The sequence below is a fragment of the Streptomyces sp. SCSIO ZS0520 genome (genome assembly GCF_025643355.1).
Classification (GTDB): Bacteria; Actinomycetota; Actinomycetes; order Streptomycetales; family Streptomycetaceae; genus Streptomyces; species Streptomyces physcomitrii.
In genome coordinates this window covers 5,099,109-5,122,771 of sequence record NZ_CP092644.1, presented here as the reverse complement: position 1 = coordinate 5,122,771, position 23,663 = coordinate 5,099,109, and the positions used below count along the sequence as shown (strand labels likewise).

Annotated in this window: 23 protein-coding genes; 8 read left to right on the top strand and 15 right to left on the bottom strand. The window is 73.5% G+C overall.

The features are described 5' to 3' along the window. Positions 1–210: 210 nt before the first annotated feature. Positions 211–1,917, bottom strand: coding sequence for a glycerol-3-phosphate dehydrogenase/oxidase (locus MID12_RS20385; protein ID WP_263169639.1), 1,707 nt, complete (start codon positions 1,915–1,917; stop codon positions 211–213). Between the two features lie 324 nt (positions 1,918–2,241). Between MID12_RS20385 and MID12_RS20380 the strand changes: the two genes are divergently transcribed. Both MID12_RS20380 and MID12_RS20375 read left to right on the top strand, forming a co-directional pair. Further along, positions 2,242–3,492 (top strand): nucleotide sugar dehydrogenase, encoded by a 1,251-nt coding sequence (locus tag MID12_RS20380; protein WP_263169636.1) that lies wholly within the window; start codon positions 2,242–2,244, stop codon positions 3,490–3,492. Positions 3,493–3,687: 195 nt separating this feature from the next. Further along, positions 3,688–4,302, top strand: a complete 615-nt coding sequence (locus MID12_RS20375) for a hypothetical protein (protein ID WP_052482485.1) — start codon at positions 3,688–3,690, stop codon at positions 4,300–4,302. 110 nt (positions 4,303–4,412) lie between these two features. Here MID12_RS20375 and MID12_RS20370 read toward each other — a convergent pair whose 3' ends face one another. From MID12_RS20370 to MID12_RS20355, 4 genes are all read right to left on the bottom strand, one after another. Continuing rightward, positions 4,413–5,537, bottom strand: coding sequence for a GuaB3 family IMP dehydrogenase-related protein (locus tag MID12_RS20370; RefSeq protein ID WP_040252775.1), 1,125 nt, complete (start codon positions 5,535–5,537; stop codon positions 4,413–4,415). Between the two features lie 135 nt (positions 5,538–5,672). Then, positions 5,673–7,187 (bottom strand): IMP dehydrogenase, encoded by a 1,515-nt coding sequence (gene guaB, locus MID12_RS20365; RefSeq protein ID WP_040252772.1) that lies wholly within the window; start codon positions 7,185–7,187, stop codon positions 5,673–5,675. Between the two features lie 186 nt (positions 7,188–7,373). Continuing rightward, positions 7,374–7,949: a sigma-70 family RNA polymerase sigma factor gene (locus MID12_RS20360; RefSeq protein ID WP_040252770.1), complete on the bottom strand. Its 576-nt coding sequence runs from the start codon at positions 7,947–7,949 to the stop codon at positions 7,374–7,376. A 242-nt stretch (positions 7,950–8,191) separates the two neighbouring features. Continuing rightward, positions 8,192–8,803 (bottom strand): response regulator transcription factor, encoded by a 612-nt coding sequence (locus MID12_RS20355; RefSeq protein WP_003948568.1) that lies wholly within the window; start codon positions 8,801–8,803, stop codon positions 8,192–8,194. 460 nt (positions 8,804–9,263) lie between these two features. On the opposite strand from MID12_RS20355, the gene MID12_RS20350 reads away from it, so the two are divergent. After that, positions 9,264–9,653 (top strand): WhiB family transcriptional regulator, encoded by a 390-nt coding sequence (locus tag MID12_RS20350; protein WP_052482484.1) that lies wholly within the window; start codon positions 9,264–9,266, stop codon positions 9,651–9,653. 66 nt (positions 9,654–9,719) lie between these two features. Here the strand turns inward: MID12_RS20350 and MID12_RS20345 are convergent, their stop codons facing one another. Further along, positions 9,720–10,616, bottom strand: a complete 897-nt coding sequence (locus MID12_RS20345) for a LysR family transcriptional regulator (RefSeq protein ID WP_040252767.1) — start codon at positions 10,614–10,616, stop codon at positions 9,720–9,722. A gap of 79 nt (positions 10,617–10,695) precedes the next feature. Between MID12_RS20345 and MID12_RS20340 the strand changes: the two genes are divergently transcribed. The 3 genes from MID12_RS20340 to MID12_RS20330 all read left to right on the top strand — a co-directional run bounded on the left by MID12_RS20340 (position 10,696) and on the right by MID12_RS20330 (position 12,443). Further along, complete coding sequence (locus MID12_RS20340; RefSeq protein WP_040252764.1) at positions 10,696–11,376, top strand: MOSC domain-containing protein; 681 nt, start codon at positions 10,696–10,698, stop codon at positions 11,374–11,376. An 85-nt stretch (positions 11,377–11,461) separates the two neighbouring features. After that, positions 11,462–12,238, top strand: coding sequence for an SDR family NAD(P)-dependent oxidoreductase (locus MID12_RS20335; protein ID WP_263169581.1), 777 nt, complete (start codon positions 11,462–11,464; stop codon positions 12,236–12,238). Positions 12,239–12,305: 67 nt separating this feature from the next. After that, positions 12,306–12,443, top strand: a complete 138-nt coding sequence (locus tag MID12_RS20330; protein ID WP_263169579.1) for a hypothetical protein — start codon at positions 12,306–12,308, stop codon at positions 12,441–12,443. A gap of 120 nt (positions 12,444–12,563) precedes the next feature. On the opposite strand, the gene MID12_RS20325 is transcribed toward MID12_RS20330, so the two are convergent. The 4 genes from MID12_RS20325 to MID12_RS20310 all read right to left on the bottom strand — a co-directional run bounded on the left by MID12_RS20325 (position 12,564) and on the right by MID12_RS20310 (position 16,687). Further along, complete coding sequence (locus tag MID12_RS20325; RefSeq protein WP_263169577.1) at positions 12,564–13,106, bottom strand: DUF1990 family protein; 543 nt, start codon at positions 13,104–13,106, stop codon at positions 12,564–12,566. A gap of 243 nt (positions 13,107–13,349) precedes the next feature. Beyond that, a complete protein-coding gene (groL, locus tag MID12_RS20320; protein ID WP_040252757.1) occupies positions 13,350–14,972 on the bottom strand; it encodes a chaperonin GroEL in 1,623 nt (540 codons plus the stop codon). Positions 14,973–15,085: 113 nt separating this feature from the next. Beyond that, on the bottom strand, positions 15,086–15,394 hold the full coding sequence (gene groES, locus MID12_RS20315; RefSeq protein WP_040252755.1) for a co-chaperone GroES: 309 nt from the start codon (positions 15,392–15,394) through the stop codon (positions 15,086–15,088). A 330-nt stretch (positions 15,395–15,724) separates the two neighbouring features. After that, positions 15,725–16,687: a polysaccharide deacetylase family protein gene (locus tag MID12_RS20310; protein ID WP_078845474.1), complete on the bottom strand. Its 963-nt coding sequence runs from the start codon at positions 16,685–16,687 to the stop codon at positions 15,725–15,727. Between the two features lie 90 nt (positions 16,688–16,777). On the opposite strand from MID12_RS20310, the gene MID12_RS20305 reads away from it, so the two are divergent. Continuing rightward, positions 16,778–18,049, top strand: a complete 1,272-nt coding sequence (locus tag MID12_RS20305) for a class I SAM-dependent methyltransferase (RefSeq protein ID WP_263169571.1) — start codon at positions 16,778–16,780, stop codon at positions 18,047–18,049. 118 nt (positions 18,050–18,167) lie between these two features. Here MID12_RS20305 and MID12_RS20300 read toward each other — a convergent pair whose 3' ends face one another. Both MID12_RS20300 and MID12_RS20295 read right to left on the bottom strand, forming a co-directional pair. Further along, on the bottom strand, positions 18,168–19,493 hold the full coding sequence (locus MID12_RS20300) for an RNA polymerase sigma factor (RefSeq protein WP_263169570.1): 1,326 nt from the start codon (positions 19,491–19,493) through the stop codon (positions 18,168–18,170). Between the two features lie 110 nt (positions 19,494–19,603). Then, on the bottom strand, positions 19,604–19,957 hold the full coding sequence (locus tag MID12_RS20295; protein WP_263169567.1) for a YciI family protein: 354 nt from the start codon (positions 19,955–19,957) through the stop codon (positions 19,604–19,606). Positions 19,958–20,547: 590 nt separating this feature from the next. On the opposite strand from MID12_RS20295, the gene MID12_RS20290 reads away from it, so the two are divergent. Beyond that, entirely contained in the window at positions 20,548–21,549 is a 1,002-nt protein-coding gene (locus MID12_RS20290; protein WP_052482483.1) for an alpha/beta fold hydrolase, read from the top strand. Positions 21,550–21,639: 90 nt separating this feature from the next. On the opposite strand, the gene MID12_RS20285 is transcribed toward MID12_RS20290, so the two are convergent. Genes MID12_RS20285 through rimI form a run of 3 tightly spaced genes read right to left on the bottom strand, consistent with a single transcriptional unit; the run spans position 21,640 to position 23,640 of the window. Then, entirely contained in the window at positions 21,640–21,912 is a 273-nt protein-coding gene (locus tag MID12_RS20285) for a hypothetical protein (RefSeq protein ID WP_263169565.1), read from the bottom strand. A 32-nt stretch (positions 21,913–21,944) separates the two neighbouring features. Next, positions 21,945–23,138: a tRNA (adenosine(37)-N6)-threonylcarbamoyltransferase complex transferase subunit TsaD gene (gene tsaD / locus MID12_RS20280; RefSeq protein ID WP_263169562.1), complete on the bottom strand. Its 1,194-nt coding sequence runs from the start codon at positions 23,136–23,138 to the stop codon at positions 21,945–21,947. After that, positions 23,131–23,640, bottom strand: coding sequence for a ribosomal protein S18-alanine N-acetyltransferase (gene rimI, locus MID12_RS20275; RefSeq protein WP_263173317.1), 510 nt, complete (start codon positions 23,638–23,640; stop codon positions 23,131–23,133). The genes tsaD and rimI overlap by 8 nt, the downstream gene beginning before the upstream one ends. Positions 23,641–23,663: the final 23 nt, after the last annotated feature.

Sequence of the window (23,663 nt, the reverse complement as noted above, 5' to 3'; positions counted from 1 at the left end):
CAGTGGCCCGGCCGCCCCGCACCGCCGCCACCCCGGCGCCGCCCACCGCCCCGGCGCCCCCGCCGAGTTCACGCACGGCACCGGGGGTCCGGTTCCCGCCACACACCCGGCACCCGTCGGCCACCGGGGACGAACCCGCCCTGCGCAGCGTCGAGTTCGGCCCCGGAGCCGCTACCGCGCGGGGCGGGTTCGTACGGCCCGGCCGCCCGGCTACAGAGGCACGATGTCCGGCGCCCCGAGCCGGGCCGCGTCCGCGGTCAGGTCGTCGGGCTGGCGCTGGGACTCGCGCTCGGCCTCGACCCGCTTCTCGTAGTGCGCCACCTCGCGGGCGATCTGGTCCTTGTCCCAGCCGAGGACCGGGGCCATCAGCTCGGCCGCCTCCTGGGCGCTGCGCGCACCGCGGTCGAAGGTCTCGATCGAGATGCGGGTGCGGCGGGTGAGGACGTCGTCGAGGTGGCGGGCGCCCTCATGCGAGGCGGCGTAGACGATCTCGGCGCGCAGGTAGTCCTCGGCGTGCTTCAGCGGCTCGCCGAGGCTCGGGTCCTCGGCGATCAGGGCCAGCACCTCCTCGGTGAGCGAGCCGTACCGGTCGAGGAGGTGCTCGACGCGGACCACGTGCAGCCCGGCGCGCTGGGCGAGGCGGGCGCGGGCGTTCCACAGCGCCCGGTACCCCTCCGCGCCGACCAGTGGCACGTCCTCCGTCACGCAGTCGGCCACCCGCTGGTCGAGCCCGTGCACCGCCTCGTCCACCGCGTCCTTCGCCATCACCCGGTAGGTCGTGTACTTGCCGCCCGCGACCACCACCAGGCCGGGCACCGGGTGCGCCACGGTGTGCTCGCGCGAGAGCTTGCTGGTGGCCTCGGACTCCCCGGCGAGCAGCGGCCGCAGCCCCGCGTAGACGCCCTCGACGTCGTCCCGGGTGAGCGGGACCGCGAGCACCGAGTTCACATGCTCCAGGAGGTAGTCGATGTCGGCACTGGAGGCGGCCGGGTGCGCCTTGTCCAGGTCCCAGTCGGTGTCGGTGGTGCCGACGATCCAGTGCCGGCCCCAGGGGATCACGAAGAGCACGGACTTCTCGGTGCGCAGGATCAGCCCGGTGCTGGAGTGGATGCGGTCCTTGGGGACCACCAGGTGGATGCCCTTGGACGCCCGTACGTGGAACTGGCCGCGCTCGCCGACCAGGCCCTGGGTGTCGTCGGTCCACACCCCGGTGGCGTTGACGACCTGCTTGGCGTGGATGTCGTACTCCCCGCCCGCCTCGACGTCCTCCACCCGCGCCCCGACCACGCGCTCGCCCTCGCGCAGGAAGCCGGTGACCCGGGCCCGGTTGGCGACCTTGGCGCCGTAGGCCGCGGCGGTGCGCACCAGGGTGGCGACATAGCGGGCGTCGTCCATCTGGGCGTCGTAGTACTGCAGGGCGCCGACGAGGGCGTCCTTGCGCAGGCAGGGGGCGACCTGGAGGGCGTGGCGGCGGCTGAGGTGGCGGTGCATCGGCAGGCCCCTGCCGTGGCCGCGGGCCATGGACATCGCGTCGTAGAGGGCGACGCCGGAGCCCGCGTACCACCGCTCCCAGCCCTTGTGCTGCAAGGGGTAGAGGAAGGGCACCGGCTTGACCAGGTGCGGGGCGAGGCGCTCCAGGAGCAGTCCGCGCTCCTTCAGGGCCTCGCGCACCAGGGTGAAGTCGAGCATCTCCAGATAGCGCAGCCCGCCGTGGATCAGCTTGCTGGATCTGCTGGAGGTGCCGGAGGCCCAGTCGCGCGCCTCGACGATGCCGCTGGCCAGGCCGCGGGTGACCGCGTCCAGGGCGGTGCCCGCGCCGACCACGCCGCCGCCCACGACCAGTACGTCGAGTTCCTTCTCGGCCATCGCCGCGAGCGCCTCGGCCCGCTGCTCCGGGCCCATTGCCGCTGTCCTCACCGCTGCCTCCCGTCGTCCGCCGCCCCGGCCCACACCTGGTGGCGTGTGCCCGGACTCCAGTCCCCCATGCCGAAGATTCTGACCGCCCCGCCCGAGTTCAGCCACCACGCCACCGCCGCCTGTGGACAACTCCGGAGCCACATCCCGGACCAGGCAACACACGTCAACTTCTGTCCGCGCAATACACCAAAACGGTCATATTTACTCCTAGTGTGACAGTGCGCTGGTCCACCTTGTCCACAGGGCTTGCGCGAGCGAATCACTCCGGTTAAGGGGCCGGCGCCGGAACCGCACCGCGGCCCCGAGGGAAGGACGGCCACCGACATGCCCGCAGACCTCGCCGTCATCGGACTCGGTCCCCTCGGACTCCCGCTGGCCCAGGCCGCGGTCAGGGCCGGGATCCCCACCCTCGGCTACGACCCGGGCCGCGCCCCCGCCACCGGCCAGCCGACCGCCGAGCGCCTCGACAGCGGCGCCCTCAGCCCCGCCGACCTGCGCCGGATGCTCGCCGGGGGCTTCCACACCACCACCGACCCGGCGGAGCTCGGCCGGGTGCGCACCGCCGTCATCTGCGCCCCCACCCCGCGCAGCGCGCACGGCCCGCTGGACCTCGGCCAGGTCACCGAGGCCGCCCGGGTGCTCGCGACCCGGCTGCGCCCGCACACCACGGTCATCCTCGAATCCCCGGTACCGCCCGGCACCACCGAGGACACCCTGCGCCCGCTCCTCGAACAGGGCTCGGGCCTGCGCGCCGGCACCGACTTCCACCTCGCCTACGCCCCGAGCCGCCTCGACCCGGGCAGCCGCAGCCACTCGCACTCCAACACCCCGCAGGTCATCGGCGGCCTCACCCCCGCCTGCACCGAGTCCGCCGCCGCCTTCTACGCCCGGCTCACCGAGAAGGTGGTACGCGCCCGCGGGCTGCGCGAGGCGGAGACCGTGCAGCTCCTGGAGACCAACTACCGGCACGTCAACATCGCCCTGGTGAACGAGATGGCCGTGCTCTGCCACGAGCTGAACGTCGACCTCTGGGACGTGGTGCGCTGCGCCGAGACCAAGCCCTTCGGCTTCCAGGCCTTCCGCCCCGGGCCCGGCGTCGGCGGCCACGCGGTGCCGCAGGAGCTCGCGGGCCCGCCGCACCTGGTGCGCCCGCTGCGGATGGTGGAACTCGCCCAGCAGATCAACGACCACATGCCCGCCTACGTCGTGCAGCGGGCCGCCGCCCTGCTCAACGAGCACGGCAAGTCCGCCCGCGCCGCCCGCGTCCTGCTGCTCGGCGTCACCTACAAGCCGGACCTCGCCGACCAACAGGGCTCCCCCGCACGGGAGATCGCCCTGCGTCTGACCGACCTCGGCGCCTCGGTCAGCTACCACGACCCGCTGGTCCCCTCCTGGAGCGTGCTCGAACGCCCCGTCCCGCGCGCCGAGTCGCTCTACGAGGCCGCCGCCGACGCCGACCTGACGATCCTGCTCCAGCAGCACCGCACGTACGACCTCCAGGGCCTCTCGGTGAAGGCCCAACTCCTCCTGGACACCCGGGGAGCCGCACCGGCCGGGGCCGCCCAGCGGCTGTGAGGGCGGGTCCGCGGAGGGGCACCACCGCGGCGCGGAGCTGCCGGACGCCGTGGCACAGGGCGGCCACAGGCCCGCAACGGCCTTGTCCTAAGGGGCGTTCGTCCGATAAGCGCGACGGTTCCGACTGCTAATCTGCGGCGAACCAGTCTGCGGCGACCCGCAGTTGCCCACGCGCGTATCCGGGGGACCCTTCACATGAGCCACAACTACCCGCCGCCCCAGCCGCCGAACAACGGACCCTGGGGACCGCAAGGGAGCGGCCCATGGGGACCGCAGGGGGGCGGCCACCCGCCGCAGGGCTTCCCGCCGCCCGGCCCCCAGCAGGGCTTCCCGCCGCAGGCGTACCCCGGCGGCCCCTACCCGCCGCCGTACGGACCCCGGGGCCGCCGCGAGAACCCGGCGCTCGGGCTCGCCCTCGGCTTCGCCGCCTCGGCCCTGGCCGTCGTCCTCTACGCGATGATGATCGACGACGCCCAGGAGGAGGACCTGCTCGGCTGGCTCGGCCTGCTGATCGGCCCCGCCATCGGCTTCCTGGTCGGCCTGACCGGCGGCCGCAACCCGGTGCTCCCGCTGGTCAGCGCCGCGCTCGGCCCCCTCGTCGTCTACTTCGGCCAGATCCTCGGCCTGTGCCTGCTGCTCACCGGCAACACCGACCAGGCCATGGACCTCTTCTTCGAGGACTTCGACAAGGTCAGCGACCTCTGGTCGCACGGCATGGAGGACTCCAACACCGTCTACATCGTCTGCGCCGGGGTGGGCGGACTGCTCGCCGCCCTCGGCGGCGGCCGGATCGGCCGCACGGGCCGGTAGCCGGCAGGCACCCGCGAACGGGAACGGGAACGCGGACAAGCAAGAGCCCCGGGCGCCATCCTCCTGCGTACGTACGAGGGTGGGGCCCGGGGCTCTTGCTGTCCGTGCCGTCAGCGCTTGTGCTGCGAGTCCGCGACGGTGACCTCGACCCGCTGGAACTCCTTGAGCTCGCTGTAGCCGGTGGTCGCCATGGCGCGGCGCAGGGCGCCGAAGAAGTTCATCGAACCGTCCGGGGTGTGCGAGGGACCGGTCAGGATCTCCTCGGTGCTGCCGACCGTGCCGAGGTCGACCCGCTTGCCGCGCGGGACCTCCTCGTGCACCGCCTCCATGCCCCAGTGCACGCCGCGGCCGGGGCCGTCGGTGGCGCGCGCCAGCGGGGAGCCCATCATCACCGCGTCGGCGCCGCAGGCGATCGCCTTGGGCAGGTCGCCGGACCAGCCGACGCCGCCGTCCGCGATGACGTGCACGTACCGGCCGCCGGACTCGTCCATGTAGTCGCGGCGGGCGGCGGCCACATCGGCGACCGCGGTGGCCATCGGGACCTGGATGCCGAGGACGTTGCGGGTGGTGTGCGCGGCGCCGCCGCCGAAGCCGACCAGGACGCCCGCGGCGCCGGTGCGCATCAGGTGCAGGGCCGCGGTGTAGGTGGCGCAGCCGCCGACGATGACCGGGACGTCCAGCTCGTAGATGAACTGCTTGAGGTTGAGCGGCTCGGCCGCCGAGGAGACGTGCTCGGCGGAGACCGTGGTGCCGCGGATCACGAAGATGTCGACCCCGGCGTCCACCACGGCCTTGGAGAACTGGGCGGTGCGCTGCGGGGAGAGCGCGGCGGCGGTGACCACGCCCGCGTCCCGCACCTCCTTGATGCGGCGGCCGATCAGCTCCTCCTGGATCGGCGCGGCGTAGATCTCCTGGAGGCGCTGGGTCGCCTCCGCCTCGCCCATGCCGACGATCTCGTCGAGCAGCGGCTGCGGGTCCTCGTGCCGGGTCCACAGGCCTTCGAGGTTGAGCACCCCGAGTCCGCCCATCTCGCCGATCCGGATCGCGGACTCCGGGGAGACCACGGAGTCCATCGGGGCCGCGAGGAAGGGCAGTTCGAAGCGGTAGGCGTCGATCTGCCAGGCGATCGAGACCTCCTTCGGGTCCCGGGTACGGCGGCTGGGGACGACGGCGATGTCGTCGAAGGCGTATGCCCGGCGGCCGCGCTTGCCGCGCCCGATCTCGATCTCAGTCACGTGTGTGGCCTTTCCTCATTGCTGAAGCGCCGGTATCGCATTTCCGCGCCGGGGTTCAGTATCGCCGACGCATGCCGCAGGGGCGGCCCCGGGGAAACCCCGTACGGAAGACCGCCCCTGCACGCCCTCGGGTGCTCAGCGCCTGCTGGTGTAGTTCGGTGCCTCGACGGTCATCTGGATGTCGTGCGGGTGGCTCTCCTTGAGGCCCGCCGAGGTGATCCGTACGAACCGGCCGTTGGCCTGGAGGTCGGGCACCGTGCGCCCGCCGACGTAGAACATCGACTGGCGCAGGCCGCCGACCAGCTGGTGGACGACCGCGGAGAGCGGGCCGCGGTAGGGCACCTGGCCCTCGATGCCCTCGGGCACCAGCTTGTCGTCGGAGGCGACGCCCTCCTGGAAGTAGCGGTCCTTGGAGAAGGAGCGCTGCTCGCCGCGGGACTGCATCGCGCCGAGCGAGCCCATGCCGCGGTACGACTTGAACTGCTTGCCGTTGATGAAGAGCAGCTCGCCCGGCGACTCCTCGCAGCCCGCGAGCAGCGAGCCCAGCATCACCGTGTCGGCGCCCGCGACCAGGGCCTTGGCGATGTCGCCCGAGTACTGCAGGCCGCCGTCGCCGATGACCGGGACGCCGGCCTCCTTGGCGGCGAGCGAGGCCTCGTAGATGGCGGTGACCTGGGGTACGCCGATGCCCGCGACGACGCGGGTGGTGCAGATGGAACCGGGGCCCACGCCGACCTTGATGCCGTCGACCCCGGCGTCGATGAGGGACTGGGCGCCGTCGCGGGTGGCGATGTTGCCGCCGATGACGTCGGCGCCGCCCGCGTTCGACTTGATCTTGGCGACCATGTCGCCGACCAGGCGGGAGTGGCCGTGCGCGGTGTCCACGACGATGAAGTCGACGCCCGCCTCGACCAGCGCCTGGGCCCGCTCGAAGGCGTCCCCGGCGACACCGACCGCGGCGCCGACGACGAGGCGGCCCTCGGCGTCCTTGGCGGCGTTCGGGTACTTCTCGGCCTTGACGAAGTCCTTGACCGTGATGAGGCCCTTGAGCACGCCCGCGTCGTCCACCAGCGGCAGCTTCTCGATCTTGTGGCGGCGCAGCAGCTGCATCGCGTCCACCCCCGAGATGCCGACCTTGCCGGTGACCAGCGGCATCGGGGTCATGACCTCGCGCACCTGGCGGGAGCGGTCCGACTCGAAGGCCATGTCGCGGTTGGTGACGATGCCGAGCAGCTTGCCGCCGCCGTCGGTGACCGGGACGCCGCTGATGCGGAACTTCGCACAGATCGCGTCGGCCTCGGCGAGGGTGGCGTCCGGGTGCACGGTGATCGGGTCGGTGACCATGCCGGACTCGGAGCGCTTGACCAGGTCGACCTGGTTGGCCTGGTCCTCGATGGAGAGGTTGCGGTGCAGCACGCCCGCGCCGCCCTGGCGGGCCATGGCGATCGCCATCCGCGCCTCGGTGACCTTGTCCATCGCCGCGGACAGCAGCGGGACGTTCACCTTGACGTTCTTCGAGAGGTGCGAGGCGGTGTCGATGTCCTCGGGCGCCATGTCGGACGCACCCGGCAGCAGCAGGACGTCGTCGTAGGTCAGCCCGAGCGTCGCGAATTTGCCGGGCACTCCGACATCACTGTCCTGTGCAGTCATGACACCTTCCCCAATAGCCTTGATCGGTGCGGATGTCCATGCTAACGGCCTTTGGCGGCGTCGAATTCCACCAGCCGGATCACCGCCCGGATTCGTGCGAAGCTCCGAGGCCGGGCGCCCGGCGCCGGATCCCGCCGCCCGCGATCGCCCGTCCTCCGCCCGCGATCGCCGGTCCCCCGCCCGCGCCTACTGCTCCGCGAGCGCCCGCAGTCTGCTCAGCGCGCGGTGCTGGGCGACCCGTACCGCACCCGGGGACATGCCGAGCATCTGGCCGGTCTCCTCGGCGGTGAGGCCGACCGCGATCCGCAGCAGCAGCAGCTCGCGCTGGTTCTCCGGGAGGTTGGCGAGCAGCTTCTTGGCCCACTCGGCGTCGCTGCTGAGCAGGGCGCGCTCCTCCGGGCCGAGCGAGTCGTCCGGCCGCTCGGGCATCTCGTCGGAGGGCACCGCGGTCGAGCCGGGGTGGCGCATCGCGGCGCGCTGGAGGTCGGCGACCTTGTGCGCGGCGATCGCGAAGACGAAGGCCTCGAAGGGGCGCCCGGTGTCCTTGTAGCGCGGCAGCGCGAGCAGCACCGCCACGCAGACCTCCTGCGCCAGGTCCTCCACGAAGTGCCGGGCGTCACCGGGCAGCCGGGAGAGCCGGGTGCGGCAGTAGCGCAGCGCCAGCGGGTGCACATGGGCGAGCAGGTCGTGTGTCGCCTGCTCGTCACCTTCCACGGCGCTTTGGACGAGCGCACCGATCGTCGTCGTCTCGTCGTCGCGCATCGGTCCATGGTGCCTTGGCGGCGCCGCGCCCGTGGCACCGCGTCCATAGTTGTGCATCGAAGCGTTATGAGCAGGTGCGCCGGAACTCATCCGCTGCGCCCTCCCCTCCCGCTCGGCCGGACTGTCCCCGAGGAACTCCACACCTCAAGGATGCGGCATCGGGCGGGAAACGAGCAGCGGGCGTACGCCGTCCCGCCCGCCGGGCGGCGGGCGGGAGCCGAGGAACACCCGCGGCGGCACACTCAGCGCACCAGGCCCCAGCGGAAGCCGAGGGCGACCGCGTGTGCGCGGTCCGAGGCCCCGAGCTTCTTGAACAGGCGCCTGGCGTGGGTCTTCACGGTGTCCTCGGAGAGGAACAGCTCGCGGCCGATCTCCGCGTTGGAGCGGCCGTGGCTCATCCCTTCGAGGACCTGGATCTCGCGGGCGGTCAGCGTCGGGGCGGCGCCCATCTCGGCGCTGCGCAGCCGGCGCGGGGCCAGCCGCCAGGTCGGGTCGGCGAGCGCCTGGGTGACCGTGGCCCGCAGTTCGGCGCGGGAGGCGTCCTTGTGCAGATAGCCGCGGGCACCCGCGGCGACGGCGAGCGCCACGCCGTCCAGGTCCTCGGCGACCGTGAGCATGATGATGCGGGCGCCCGGGTCGGCGGAGAGCAGCCGCCGGACGGTCTCCACCCCGCCGAGGCCGGGCATCCGCACATCCATCAAAATCAGATCCGAGCGGTCGGCACCCCAGCGGCGGAGGACTTCCTCGCCGTTGGCCGCCGTCGTGACGCGCTCGACGCCGGGCACGGTTGCCACCGCACGGCGGAGCGCCTCTCGGGCAAGCGGGGAGTCGTCGCAGACGAGGACGGAAGTCATGACCGCCCTCCGCAGCTGATGCGCGTCACCTTGAGCCTCCAGGCTGGGTACGAATCGTCACCTGTGCGGTTGCTGCCTCGCCATCCCGGACATCCCGGCATTCAGACAAATGCCCGAGCGCTTGTGCTTTCAACCGCCTACGGAAGTCTCAACGACGGTCACCCGAAAGAGTTACGGGCCCGGGGCGAGGTTTCAGCACTCTCCGTAAGGACGCGCCCACGGTACGGAGATCGGTGGCCGCCGACGCCATGACCAGGCATTTCGGAACCGGCTATGCCCCATTCAGCGCCTTTTCTTCCCTTTGGCTGGTGTCTGCGACTAGATTCGCAAGAGTCATATTTTCATCTCCTTAGACAATCATTGTGCGGCTGTGGGCCACTCTGCGTGTCCGCGCAGTCCCCGGCCGCCGTGATCACCGCGAACCCGCGCGACCGCGACCACCGCTATGAGGGGACACGCAATGGCAGACTTCTCCCGCCTTCCCGGACCGAACGCCGATCTGTGGGACTGGCAGCTCCTCGCGGCCTGCCGCGGGGTGGACAGTTCGCTCTTCTTCCACCCGGAGGGCGAACGGGGCGCGGCGCGCAGCGCGCGCGAGAACTCGGCCAAAGAGGTCTGCATGCGGTGCCCGGTGCGCGCCGAGTGCGCGGCCCACGCGCTGGCCGTGCGCGAGCCGTACGGCGTCTGGGGCGGACTGACCGAGGACGAGCGCGAGGAGCTGATGGGCCGGGCCCGCAGCCGCCTGGTGCACACCGGACCGCCCGCGATGAACACCGCGAACGCCGGAAACCCTGCGAACGCCGGAAACGCCGCGAACACCGCCGGCTCCGCCTCCGTGACCACCCGCTGAGTGCCCGCCCGCCCACGAAGGAACGTTTCTCCACAGATCTCCACGGGGACGCTCCGCCCCTGCCCCTCAGCGCCCGGCGACCCGCGCCAGATGCTCCAGGGTCGCCGCCACCGCGGGGACCTGGGCCAGATCCGGCAGGGTCAGCGCGACGACCTCCCGGTGCACCGGCGGCTCCAGCCGCACCGTGCGCGCCCGCCGGGGGCGCACCGACTCCAGGGCGAGCCCCGGCAGCACCGCCACCCCGAGCCCGGCCGCGACCAGGCCGACCACCGCCGGATAGTCGTCGGTGGCGAAGTCGATCCGCGGGGTGAAGCCCGCGCCCGCGCAGACCTCGACGAGCTGGGTGCGGCAGCGGGGGCAGCCCGCGATCCAGGACTCCCCGGCGAGTTCGCCGATGCCGAGCCGGGCGGCGCCCGCGAGCCGGTGCCCCTCCGGTACCAGGCCGACGAGCCGGTCGGCGAGCAGCGGACGTACCACCAGGTCGTCCCACTCCCCCGCGCCGGCCGCGCCGGAGTAGCGGAAGGCGAGGGCCACATCGCAGTCGCCCGCGCGCAGCATCTCGACCGAGCGCGGCGGCTCGGCCTCCTCCAGGAAGACCCGGGTGCCCGGGTGCGCGGCGCGCAGCGCGGCGAGCGCGGCCGGGACCAGGGTGGAACTGCCGCTCGGGAAGGACACCAGGCGCACCCGGCCCGCGCGCAGACCGGCGAGCGCGGCGACCTCCTCCTCGGCCGCGGTGAGCCCGGCCAGGATTCCGGCGGCGTGCCGGACCAGCGCCTCGCCCGCCTCGGTCAGCCGCATCTCCCGACCGGACCGTACGAGCAGCGGGGTGCCGACGGAGGATTCCAGGGCCTTCATCTGCTGGCTGACCGCCGGCTGGGTGCAGCCCAGCACCCGGGCCGCCGCGGAGAAGGAGCCGGTGGCGGCGACCTGGCGCAGCACGCGGAGGTGGCGGGCTTCGATCACCCGGCCAGCATAAGGCCGCCTTTTGACCGGCACCCGAAAGGCCGTGGACGCTTTGGGGCGCAGTGATTAGCGTGCGGGCATGAAGGTTCTCTCGGTGAACATCGCCCGGCCGAAGTCCGTCGACTACACCACCCAGGCCCAGGGGCTCACCGGGATCGACAAGCGCCCGGTCGAGGGTCCGGTACGGGTGAGCGCGCCCGGCCCGATGGGGAGCGCGGGCAGCGGTCTCGCCGGGGACGCGGTCTGCGAGCGGCGCTTCCACGGCGGGCACGACCAGGCCGTCTACGCCTACGCCCGCGAGGACCTGGACGCCTGGGAGCAGCTGCTCGGGCGCCCGCTCACGCACGGCAGCTTCGGCGAGAACCTCACCACCCTCGGCCTCGACCCCACCGCCACCCTGATCGGCGAGCGCTGGCGGGTCGGCGGGCAGGTGCTCCTGGAGGCGAGCGCCAGCCGCATCCCCTGCCGTACGTTCGCGGGCTGGCTCGGTGAGCGCGGCTGGATGAAGACCTTCACCGCGCGGGCCGTCCCCGGTGCCTACTTCCGGGTGATCGAGCCCGGCGAGATCCGCCCCGGCGACGCGGTGGAGGTGGTGCACCGGCCCGCCCACACGGTCACCGTCGGCCTGGAGTTCCGCGCCCTGACCACCGAGCGCGCCCTGCTGCCGCGGCTGCTGGCCGCCGAGGAGGTGCTGCACCCGAAGGCCCGGGAGGCGGCCCGCAAGTACGTGGCCGAGCAGGGGAGTTCGCGGGCCGAGTGAGCGGGACCGCGCGGGGCCCTCGGCCGGGGCGTACGCGTCCGGGCCCGCGGATCACCGGGGCCGGGCAGGCCCTAACCTTGCGGCCATGACCAGAGCTCTGATCACGGGATCCACCGCGGGCATCGGCGCCGCCTTCGCCCGCCGTCTCGCCGCGGACGGGCACGACCTCGTCCTGGTCGCGCGCGACACCGAGCGGCTGCGCGAGCAGGCCACCGAGCTGCACGACCGGCACGGCATCGAGGCCGAGGTGCTCACCGCCGACCTCGCGGGCGAGGAGGGCATCACCGCGGTCGAGCGGCGCCTCGGCGACACCCGGAGCCCCGTCGACCTGCTGGTCAACAACGCCGGGTTCGGCAACAAGGGCGCCTATCTGGACGTGCCGGTCGCGGACGAGCTGACCATGCTGAAGGTGCACTGCGAGGCGGTGCTCCGGCTGACCAGCGCGGCCGCCGCCGCGATGCGCGAGCGCGGGCGCGGCGGGGTGGTCAACGTCGCCTCGGTCGCCGCCTTCGTGCCGCGCGGGACCTACGGCGCCTCCAAGGCCTGGGTCGTGCAGTTCACCCAGGGCGCGGCCCGCGATCTGGCCGGTACCGGGGTGCGGCTGATGGCGCTGTGCCCCGGCTTCGTCCGCACCGAGTTCCACGAGCGCGCCGGGATGGGCACCGAGAACATCCCCCGGTGGATGTGGCTGGACGCCGACAAGCTGGTCGCCGCGGCCCTCGCCGACCTCAGCCGCGGCCGGACCCTCTCGGTGCCGGACCCGCGCTACAAGGCCCTGCTCGGCGTGGTGAAGCTCGCCCCGCGCGCGCTGCTCGGCGGGGTGTCCTCGCGCGCCGGGCGCAAGTACGGCCCGCGGTACTGACGTCGGCCCGCCGCCCGGCCCGGGGGCGGTAAGTCCCAGTGCGGGGGCGTACTTCTTCCCCTCCGGGATGAAGGCGCTGGGCGACTGTCTGCACGCCCGCGGGCTGAAGTTCGGTCTGTACGGCCGGGCGGGCCGCACCGCGGGCGAACCGGCGGCCACCGTCCCGGCGCACGGCACGGTGCTGCTGCGGGTGGCGCGGCGGTAGCACCCCGACCGGGCGGCCCGCTCCGTACCGGCGGGGCGAGGGCTCCCGTACCGGCGCCGGGGAAGGCTGACAGGGGTCGCCCTCCCCGGCGCCCTCGACTGCCGTGCGGGGAACGGCGGTTCAGGTTCCGGACGGCCGCGCGCCCGCTGCCGCGAGGCGGGCCAGCACCCGTCCGCAGCGGCGTCCGTAGGCGCGCTGGAAGAGGAGGACCAGCGGCCCGGCGAGACGGGTGAACCAGCGGTCCGGCCTGCTGAAGGCGGTGACGGTGAGCCGGACCGCGCCGCCGGGCGCCAGCTCCACCAGGAAGGCCTCCTCGCCGCTCTCGGGATGGCCGGGCAGGGTCCCGTACGCGAATCCGGCCCGCCGGGGACCGCGCAGGGCCCAGACCACCCGGCAGCGTCCGGCCACCGGCCCGATCCGCACGGCCACTTCGGCACCCGGCACCGCGCGCTCGGCGTCCACGGCGATACCGATGCCGAGGCCCCGGTGCATGCGCCAGTCCAGGAGTGCCTCCGCGGCGGCCTCGAAGACCGCCTCGCCGTGGCCGAGCAGGGTGCGCACCCGCAGATGGTGGTAGCCGCCGGGGAGCGGTCCGTGCCGGGTCGCGCCGACCTCGGGATAGGTGAGCGGCACGGGCACCGCCGCGGGCGTGGGATCGGCCATGACGGCATTCTCGTACGAGGCGGTCGGCGGTCGGCAGTGGGCGGCGGGCGGCGGGCGCTGACCGGGAGCGTGCGCGGGCCGGTCCGCGGGCCGGATGCGGACGGGCGGCGGGCGGGGGTCCGCGGGTACGGGTCCGCGGGCGGGGGCGCACGCACCGCGGCCCGGCACCCCCGTGGGGATGCCGGGCCGCTGGCCGGCCGGGCCGCGCGGGCTCAGCCGGGATGCTTCAGGCGGGGCCGGGCCTCAGTGCGAGTGGCCGTGGCCGTGGCCGTCGTCGGCCTCCTCCTCGGCCGGCTTCTCGACGACCAGGGTCTCGGTCGTGAGCAGCAGGGAGGCGATGGAGGCGGCGTTCTCCAGGGCGGAGCGGGTGACCTTGACCGGGTCGATGACGCCGGCCTTGACCAGGTCGCCGTACTCGCCGGTGGCGGCGTTGTAGCCGTTGCCCTTCTCCAGCTCGGCCACCTTGGAGACGATGACGTAGCCCTCGAGACCGGCGTTCTCGGCGATCCAGCGCAGCGGCTCGACCGCGGCGCGGCGGACCACGGCGACACCGGTGGCCTCGTCGTCGCTCTTGCCGAGGCCGCCGTCGAGGACCTTGGCGGCGTGCACCAGGGCGGAGCCACCACCGGAGACGATGCCCTCCTCGACCGCGGCGCGGGTCGCGGAGATGGCGTCCTCCAGACGGTGCTTCTTCTCCTTCAGCTCCACCTCGGTGGCGGCGCCGACCTTGATCACGCAGACGCCGCCGGCCAGCTTCGCGAGGCGCTCCTGGAGCTTCTCGCGGTCCCAGTCGGAGTCCGTGGCCTCGATCTCGGCCTTGATCTGCGCGACGCGGCCGGTGACGTCCTCGGCCTTGCCGCCGCCGTCCACCAGCGTGGTGTCGTCCTTGGTGACGGTGACGCGGCGGGCGGTGCCGAGCACGTCCAGGCCGACCTGGTCGAGCTTGAGGCCGACCTCCTCGGCGATGACGGTGCCGCCGGTGAGGGTGGCGATGTCGCCGAGCATGGCCTTGCGGCGGTCACCGAAGCCGGGGGCCTTCACCGCGACGGCGTTGAAGGTGCCGCGGATCTTGTTGACCACCAGGGTCGACAGGGCCTCGCCCTCGACGTCCTCGGCGATGATCAGCAGCGGCTTGGAGGAGTTGGTCTGGATGACCTTCTCCAGGAGCGGCAGCAGGTCCTGGATGGACGAGATCTTGCCCTGGTGGATCAGGATGTACGGGTCGTCGAGGACGGCCTCCATACGCTCCTGGTCGGTGACGAAGTACGGGGACAGGTAGCCCTTGTCGAAGGCCATGCCCTCGGTGAAGTCCAGCTCCAGACCGAAGGTGTTGGACTCCTCGACGGTGATGACACCGTCCTTGCCGACCTTGTCCATCGCCTCGGCGATGAGCTCGCCGACCTGCGGGTCCTGGGCGGACAGACCGGCGACGGCGGCGATGTCGGACTTCTCGTCGATCGGGCGCGCGGTGGCGAGCAGCTCGTCCGAGACGGCCTTGACGGCGGCGTCGATGCCCTTCTTCAGGGCGGCCGGGGAGGCACCGGCGGCGACATTGCGCAGGCCCTCCTTGACCAGGGCCTGGGCGAGCACGGTCGCGGTGGTGGTGCCGTCACCCGCGATGTCGTTGGTCTTGGTCGCCACCTCCTTGACGAGCTGGGCGCCGAGGTTCTCGTACGGGTCCTCGACCTCGACCTCACGGGCGATGGTGACGCCGTCGTTGGTGATGGTCGGGGCGCCGAACTTCTTGTCGATGACGACATTGCGGCCGCGGGGGCCGATGGTCACCTTCACGGTGTCGGCAAGCTTGTTGACGCCGCGCTCGAGGGCGCGACGGGCGTCCTCGTCGAACTTCAGGATCTTCGCCATGGAGCGGTTTCATTCCTCTCAAACGAACTGCGCCCCGGGCGCCCGGCAGGCTGTGAGTGAACGCAGCGATTCGCGGGGGCCAGGGGCGCAGGTCATCAGCAAAATACGGTGAATTACTTCTCGATGACCGCGAGCACGTCGCGGGACGAGAGGACGAGGTAGTCCTCGCCGTTGTACTTCACCTCGGTGCCGCCGTACTTGCTGTACAGGACGACGTCACCGACCTGAACGTCGAGCGGCAGGCGCTCGCCGTTCTCGAAACGGCCCGGGCCCACGGCCAGGATGACGCCCTCCTGGGGCTTCTCCTTGGCAGTGTCCGGGATGACCAGGCCGGAGGCCGTGGTCTGCTCGGCGTCGAGCGGCTGGACCACGATGCGGTCCTCAAGCGGCTTGATGGCAACCTTGGTGCTGGCGGTCGTCACGATCCGACCTCCCCCTTCGGAGATCTCACGGGGTCAACTGATCTGAGGTGGCGACCGGGTGGATCCGTCGTCGCGGGTGCCGGACCTGCCCGTCGCTTCTGGCACTCTCCAGTGGGGAGTGCCAAGGGCGACACTATGACTGCGATTAGCACTCGGTCAAGCGGAGTGCCAATGAGGCGGCGGCGCGTTGCCCGTGTTCCCTCTTCCGAGGTCGCCCGGAAGCCTGTGCGGGGCGCGCGCTCCGGTACGTACGCCCCCGCCGGAACCCGTACGGGGAGCCCGCCGGAACCCGTACGGCGAGAGGGAACCCGGCAGGCGGCCCTCCCGCGCTCAGAGGTAGTCCTCGAGGCGTGCCACCGCGAAGCCCTGGGCCGTCACCGCCCTCAGGAAGGCGCGGACCATGTCCTGCATGGTGCCCTGCCACTCGCCCCGCCCGCTGAAGTGGGTCAGCACGATGTCCCCGGCGTGCAGCTTGCGGTCGAGCTCGCGGTAGTCCCAGCGGTCCAGGGCGATCTCCTCGTTCCACAGCGGGACCGCCTCGATGCCGCAGGACCGGGCGGCGAGCAGGGTGTCCCGGTTGTAGTTGCCGTAGGGCGGGCGCAGCAGCGTGGGCCGGTGCCCGTACTCCCGCTCCATCACCTCCTGCATCCCGCAGATCTCCCGCCGCTGCTGCGCGTAGCCGAGCTTCGGCAGGTAGGGGTGGCTCAGGGTGTGGTTGTGCAGGGTGGCGCCGCTCGCGCGCAGGCGGCGGAAGTAGGCGTAGTCGTCCTTGACCAGGTAGTCGGTGAGGAAGGCGGTGTAGGGGATCTTCAGGTCGGCCATCATGCGCGGGAGGGCCGGGTCCTTGTCGTAGCCGTCGTCGATGGTCAGGAAGACGACCTTGTCCCGGGTGGGCACCCGGGTGAGCACCGGCGGCAGACCCCGCTGGCCGCCGTGCACCTCGAAGCCCCGGCGGGTGTGCAGCGCCGGTTTGCGGGCGGGCGGCGGCGGTGCGGGCAGCGGGGCCGCGAGCAGCCGCCAGCGGGTGGCGGCGGCGAGCCGGGCGGCGCGCGCCCTGGCCTGCTCGGCGGGGGCGGCGAGGGCGTGGGCGCGGGGGGCCTCGGCGGGCGCCTCCAGGGGGCGCAGTCCGCCCGCCGCCGCGCCCGGCGCACCGGGTGCGCCCGCCGGGGAGCCGGAGCCGCGCTCCACGCACCCGACGGCGACGGCCGACATCGAGAAGGCGAGCACGGCGGCGAGGCCGTGCACCAGTTTCCGCCTTCCGGCCCATTGGGCATTTTGTCGTACTAGGCGCATGGCGCCGCATCCTGCCAAGGCACCGCCCGCGCCGGGCACCGACACCACCACCGCGCCCGCCCGGTCCACCGACTGGCCCACAATGGCCCGGTGAACGACCGCAACGCCCCGGCACCGGGCACCCCCGAGGACCCCGGCCCGCTCGCCGCCTTCGCCGCCCTGCTCACCCCCGAGGGCCGCGAGCTGCTCGACCTCGTCGCCGGGACCGCCCCGGGCGAGGAGCTGGCCCTCGCGACCCGGCTGCGCCGGACGCACCCGGCGGCGCTGGTCTCCGCCGCGCTCGGCCAGGAGCGGCTGCGGGCCCGGGCGGTCGCCAAGTTCGGCGCCGGGGACGCGGCGCGGATGTTCTTCACCGCGCACGGCCTGGAGCAGTCGACCCGCACCTCGGTGGCCGCCCACCGCGCCGCCCGGCTGGCCTCGCTGGGCGTGAGCAGCGTCGCCGACCTGTGCTGCGGCATCGGCGGGGACGCGCTCGCCCTCGCCCGCGCCGGGATCCGGGTGCTCGCCGTCGACCGGTCTCCGCTCACCTGCGCCGTCGCCCGCGCCAACGCGGCGGCCCTCGGCCTGGCGGACCTCGTCGAGGTGCGCGAGGCCGAGGTCACCGAGGTGGACACCCGCGGATACGGGGCCGTCTTCGTCGACCCCGCCCGCCGGGCCCCCGCCGGACGCGGCCGCGGCGGCCGGGGCGGCGGCAACGTCCGCGTCTTCGACCCCGAGGCCTACTCGCCCCCGCTCTCCTGGGCCGTCGGCGCCGCCCGCACCGCCCCGTACGCCGCGCTGAAGATCGCGCCCGGCATCCCGCACGAGGCGATCCCGGAGGACGTCGAGACCGAGTGGGTCTCCGAGCGCGGGGACGTGAAGGAGGCGGTGCTGTGGTTCGGCACCGGGCAGCCGGCCTCCCGGCGGGCCACCCTGCTGCCCTCCGGCGCCGCCCTCGCCGTCCCGCTCGACCGGATGCTCCCCGACCCGGAGGTCCGCCCGGTCGGCCGCTACCTCTACGAGCCGGACGGCGCCGTCATCCGCGCCCATCTGGTGGCCGAGGTCGCCCGGCAGGTCGGCGGCGGCCTCCTGGACGCCACCATCGCGTACGTCACCGCGGACGAGCCGCACCCCACCCCGTACGCCACCGCCTATGAGATCACCGACCAACTGCCCTTCAACGTCAAGAAGTTGAAGGCGCTGCTCCGGGAGCGCGGGGTGGGCACCCTGACCGTGAAGAAGCGCGGATCGGCGGTGGAGCCGGAGGAGTTGCGCCGCAAGGTGAAGCCGGAGGGGCCGCGGGCGGCGACGGTCTTCCTCACCCGGGTCGCGGGCGCGCCGACCATGCTGATCGGGGCGCCGGTTACGGGTGGGAAGAACTGACAGGGGATCAACTTTCTGTGGAGTGAGCAGGCCTGACAGGCCATCACCATCCTCCGGTGGCGATCAGGACTGACAGCGCCCACCAACTCCCTCCGCAGCAGAGGAAGTTGATCGGCCGTCACTTGTCCTCGGACGACGCCGAGTCGGAGTCGGCGGCTTCGTCCGCCCGGCGCAGCAGCAAGGCGCGTTCGCGGGCGTTGCGGGTGAGTCCGGCCGCGCGGCGGAACTCCGCGGATGCCTCGGTGCCGCGGCCGAGGCGGGCGAGCAGGTCGCCGCGGACGCTGGGCAGCAAGTGGTAGCCGTCCAGGGCGCCTTGAGCGGTGAGGGCGTCGACGAGGGCGAGGCCACGCTCGGGCCCCTCGGCCATTCCGAGGGCGACGGCGCGGTTGAGTTCGACCACCGGGGAGGGCGTCTGCCGGGCCAACAGGCCGTACAGCGTGGCGATCCGCGCCCAGTCGGTGTCCTCGTAGCGGTAGGCGCCCGCGTGCGAGGCGGCGATCGCGGCCTGGAGCACATACGGTCCGTGCGGGGCGCCCCGGGCCGCCTCCTCGGCGCGGCCGAGGGCGGTGAAGCCGCGGGCGATCAGCAGCCGGTTCCAGCGGGCCCGGTTCTGGTCGCGGAGCAGCACCGGGTGCCCGTCCGGCCCGGTGCGGGCGGCGAGCCGGGAGGCCTGGAGCTCCAACAGGGCGGCGAGGCCGTGCACTTCGGGCTCCTGCGGCATCAGGCCCGCGAGCACCCGGGCCAGCCGCAGCGCCTCCTCGCAGAGCGCCGGGCGCACCAGGTCCTCGCCCTCGGTGGCCGCGTACCCCTCGTTGAAGATCAGGTAGACGACCTCCAGGACCGAGCCGAGCCGCGCCTGGCGGTCCTCGCCCACCGGCACCTCGAAGGGCACCTCCCGTTCCGCGAGGGTGCGCTTGGCGCGGACCAGGCGCTGGGCGACGGCGGACTCGGCGGCGAGGAAGGCGCGGGCGATCTCGGCGGTGCTCAGGCCGCCGAGCAGCTTCAGGGTCAGGGTGATCCGGGACCGCGGGGAGAGCACCGGGTGGCAGGAGACGAAGAGCAGCCGCAGCAGGTCGTCGTCGATGGCCTCGGCGTCCGGCACCGCGGCCGGATCCTCGGCCGGGTCGCCCGCCGGGGGCGCCGTCTCCAGGTCGCGCCCGAGCACGGCGAGCTTGCGCGCGTAGCGCTCCCGGCGGCGGACCAGGTCGACCGCGCGGCGCCGGGCGGCGGTCATCAGCCAGGCCCCCGGCCGGTCCGGGATGCCCTCGCGGGGCCACTGCTCCAGGGCGGCGACCAGGGCGTCCTGGGCGAGTTCCTCGGCGGTGCCGATCTCGCGCACCAAGCGGGCGGTGGCGGCGATCAGGCGGGGCGACTCCATCCGGAAGACGGTCTCGACGACCCGGCGGACCTCCTCGGCGGCGGCCCCGCCCCGCGCTGCGCTCATCCGGCCATCAGACACCCGCCGGGCATCCGGCACCAGGGCCGGACGCCCGGTGTCGCCGGACGCCCGGCCGCGGCGGTGGCGCGCGGCGCTGCGCGCGGTGGTGGGCGTGCTCACTCGGCGATCTGGCGGACCTCGCAGGTGACCGTCCAGTGGTCGTCGTGGACCTTCAGGAAGCGCTTGGACCATTCGACGGCCTCGGCCATGTCCTTGCACTGGGAGAGGGCGTAGCCGCCGATGACCTCCTTGGTCTCGGTGAACGGCCCGTCGGTGACCGAGATCCGGCCGCCCTCCCAGCGCACCCGCACGCCCTCCGCGGTGGGGGCGAGCCCTGCGGTGTCGAGCATCACCCCGGCCTTGGTGATCTCCTCCAGGAGCGCGTTCATGCGCTCCATCATCTCCTCGCTCGGGCCCTCGGCGGGGGCGTTCTTCTCGTCGATGCGGACCAGCGACAGAAAGCGCGGCATGGTGTGCTCCCTCGGTACGGCGGCGAGCTCCGGGCCCTCCGCGGGGCGGGGCCGGTCCCCGTCCCTCACCCCTGCGTCGACCGGGCCGGGCGGAAATCGACATCCGCCGCCGAACTTTTCCGGAGAATTTTTTCCGCGTCCCCGAGGACACCCCGGGAGCCCTCGGAAGGAGCACCGGAAGCCCCCGCGAGAGCCCGCGAAAAGAACCAAGGAAATCCTCAAGGAAGCGGCAATAAGTCTGACCATTTCCCGTGCGGAGAGCTTCGGCGGGGCCGTCTTTCCCGGCGGGGCGTGAGAGCGCTCACTACTGCCTTGCGCGGGGGATGATCTCCACCGACGATGTTCTGACCTCGTGCTGGACTTCCCGTCCGCGGTGCCTCCATGGGCCGCGGCCGGGGATTTTCCGGCCCTGTCCGGAACCACCGGGCAAACGGTCCGCGGGATTGTCTGCCTACCGGTCCGTAACACCACGGGCCTTCCCGCCGTCGCCGATAATCCCCTCGTATACGGGCGGCAATCGGGAATCGGCGCGCCCCGAACGGCAGTTGAAGGTACGGATGACCCAGCGAGCCCCATGGAGGGGACCGGCGATGAACGGCGTGCGGCACGAACTCCTCGGCGAGGCGCACCTCACGCTGCCCGAGGGCACGCCGAAGGCGGTCATCGTGCTCAACCCCGCGATGGGCGTGCCCGCCACGTACTACGCGCGTTTCAGCGCCCAACTCGCCGGCCACGGGATCGCCGTGGTCGCCGCCGAACTGCGCGGGCAGGGCGCCAGCCGCCCCCGCTCCGGCCGCCGCACCCGGCACGGCTACCAGCAGCTGATCGCGCACGACGTCCCCGAGACCGTCGCCGCCGTCCGCGCCCACTTCGGCCCCGAACTCCCGCTCTACCTGCTCGGGCACAGCCTCGGCGGCCAGATATCCATGCTGTACGCGACCCGGGAGCACGCCCGCACCCACGTCGACGGCCTGGTCCTCGTCGCCTCCGGCACCGCGCACTTCCGCGCCTACCCGGGCCTGCGGCGGGCCGGGGTGCTGCTCTTCTCGCAGTCCGCCGCCACGCTGGCCTCGGTCTGGGGCTACTGGCCCGGGCACCGGCTCGGCTTCGGCGGCCGCCAGCCCGCGATGCTGATGCGCGACTGGGCCCGGCTCGCCCGCACCGGCCGCTTCAGCCCCGCCGACGCCGACGTCGACTACGAGGCGCTGCTGCGCGAGACCCGGCTGCCGGTGCTCGCGGTCTCGGTGGCGGGCGACACGCAGTACTCGCCGCGCAGTGCCGTGGACGGCCTGGTCCGCAAGCTGCCGCCGGGCGTCGCGACCCGGATGCACTGGCGCCCCTCCGACGGCTCCCGGCCCGGCCATCTGCGCTGGCCCCGCTCCGCCGACGAACTCGCCACCCGGATCGCCGAGTGGACCACCGAGCTGCGGGCCGCCCGCCCGCAGCGGACCCCGGTACCCCGGCAGGGCCCCACCGCCCCGCCGCCGACCCGGGTCAGGCCCGCACAGCTCAGGCCCGCACAACTCAGGCCCGCGCAGGCCGAGCTGCCCGGACCCGCGCGGACGCCGCGCACACCGGCCGCCGAGAGCTGAGGCCCCGGCCGCGCCGGACCGCGGCCACACAGATTCCCCGGGCGGGGACGGGGGTACCGCCCGGGGTTCCAGCTCTTGTGCCGGACACCGCTAGTCGGTGTCCGGCTCCTCCCCGCCGACCGCCTCGAACCGCCACCGGTGCACCGCCCGGGAGACCAACCCGGCCTCCGGCTCGGGCAGTTCGGGCAGCTCGGCCTCGTAGGGGGCGTCCCACCAGGTGAGGACGAGGACGCGGTCGCCGGGGGCGCGGAAGGTCTCGCGGCGCGGCGGGCGCGGGCGCAGCTCCTGGGCGCGGGCCCAGCGCAGCAGCTCCTCGCCCCGCCCCTCGGCGGCGCGGGCCTCCCACATCAGGGTGACGGTCAACGGGCTCGGCCTCCTCGGCGCCGCCGGGCGGCTCAGGGGTACAGGTTGTCCTTGGCGAGTTCGTGCACATGGTCGTGATCGTGGGAGTGGGAGTGGCCGTGCGGGTGGCCGTGCTCGTGCGCGCCGCCGCCCTCCGCCTCCGCTGTCCCGCCCGCCTTCGCGGTGTCCCTGCGCGCCCCCGGCACATGCGGCTCGGTGACCGGCAGCGAGGAGTCGGCGGGGAGTTCCCAGTCGGAGGCGGCGCGCCCGCGGGCGACCATCTCGGCGCCGAGGGCGGCGACCATCGCGCCGTTGTCCGTGCACAGCTTCGGCCGGGGCACCCGCAGCCGGATGCCGTACTTCTCGCAGCGCTCCTGGGCGAGCGCCCGCAGCCGCGAGTTGGCGGCGACCCCGCCGCCGATCATCAGGTGGTCCACGCCCTCCTCCCGGCAGGCCCGCACCGCCTTGCGCGTCAGCACGTCGACCACGGCCTCCTGGAAGGACGCCGCCACATCCCGCACCGGCACCTCCTCCCCCGCCGCCCGCTTCGCCTCGATCCAGCGCGCCACCGCGGTCTTCAGCCCGGAGAAGGAGAAGTCGTACGGGGCGTCGCGCGGGCCGGTGAGCCCGCGCGGAAAGGCGATGGCACCCGGGTCGCCCTCGCGGGCGTAGCGGTCGATGACCGGGCCGCCGGGGAAGCCGAGGTGCAGCACCCGGGCGATCTTGTCGAAGGCCTCGCCCGCGGCGTCGTCGATGGTGGCGCCGAGCGGCCGTACGTCGGAGGTGATGTCGGTGGAGAGCAGCAGCGAGGAGTGGCCGCCGGAGACAAGGAGGGCCATCGTCGGCTCCGGCAGCGCGCCGTGCTCCAGCTGGTCCACGCAGATGTGCGAGGCCAGGTGGTTCACGCCGTAGAGCGGCTTGCCGAGGGCGTAGGCGTAGGCCTTCGCCGCGGAGACGCCGACCAGGAGCGCACCCGCGAGGCCCGGGCCCGCGGTGACCGCGATGCCGTCCAGATCGCTCGCGGCGACCCCGGCCTCCTTCAGGGCCCGCTGGATGGTGGGCACCATCGCCTCCAGGTGCGCCCGGGAGGCGACCTCGGGCACCACCCCGCCGAAGCGGGCGTGCTCGTCGACGCTGGAGGCGACGGCGTCGGCGAGCAGGGTGGTGCCGCGGACGACACCGACCCCGGTCTCGTCGCAGGAGGTCTCGATGCCGAGGACGAGCGGCTCGTCGCGTACGTCAGCCATGGAGTGATCCTTGTGAACCGGGTGCGGCGGGGGCCCCGGGGCCGCCTGCCGGAGGAGCGGGCGCCATGGTCAGGCGCATGACGAGGGCATCGACGTTCCCGGGCTGGTAGTAGCCGCGGCGGAAGCCGATGGGTGCGAAGCCGAAGCGTTCGTACAGGCGCTGGGCGCGGTGGTTGTCGACGCGCACTTCGAGGAGCACCTCGGTGCACTCGAAGCGGGTGGCCCAGCCGAGCAGGTCGCCGAGCAGCCGGCCGCCGAGTCCGGTGCCCCAGTGGCCGCGGTCGACCGCGATGGTCTGGACGTCGCCGAGGCCGCCGGAGGCGGCGAAGCCCGCGTACCCGGCGAGCCGGCCGCCCTCGCCCTCGGCGACCACATAGCGGCGGTTGGCGCCCGCGCCCCTGGCGTGCGCGAGCTCGGACCAGAACATGCCCCGGGACCAGGCGTCCTCGGGGAAGAGCGCGCGCTCCAGGGCGAGCACCGGCTCGATGTCCCACCAGCGCATCTCCCGCAGCCGGGGGCCGTCCT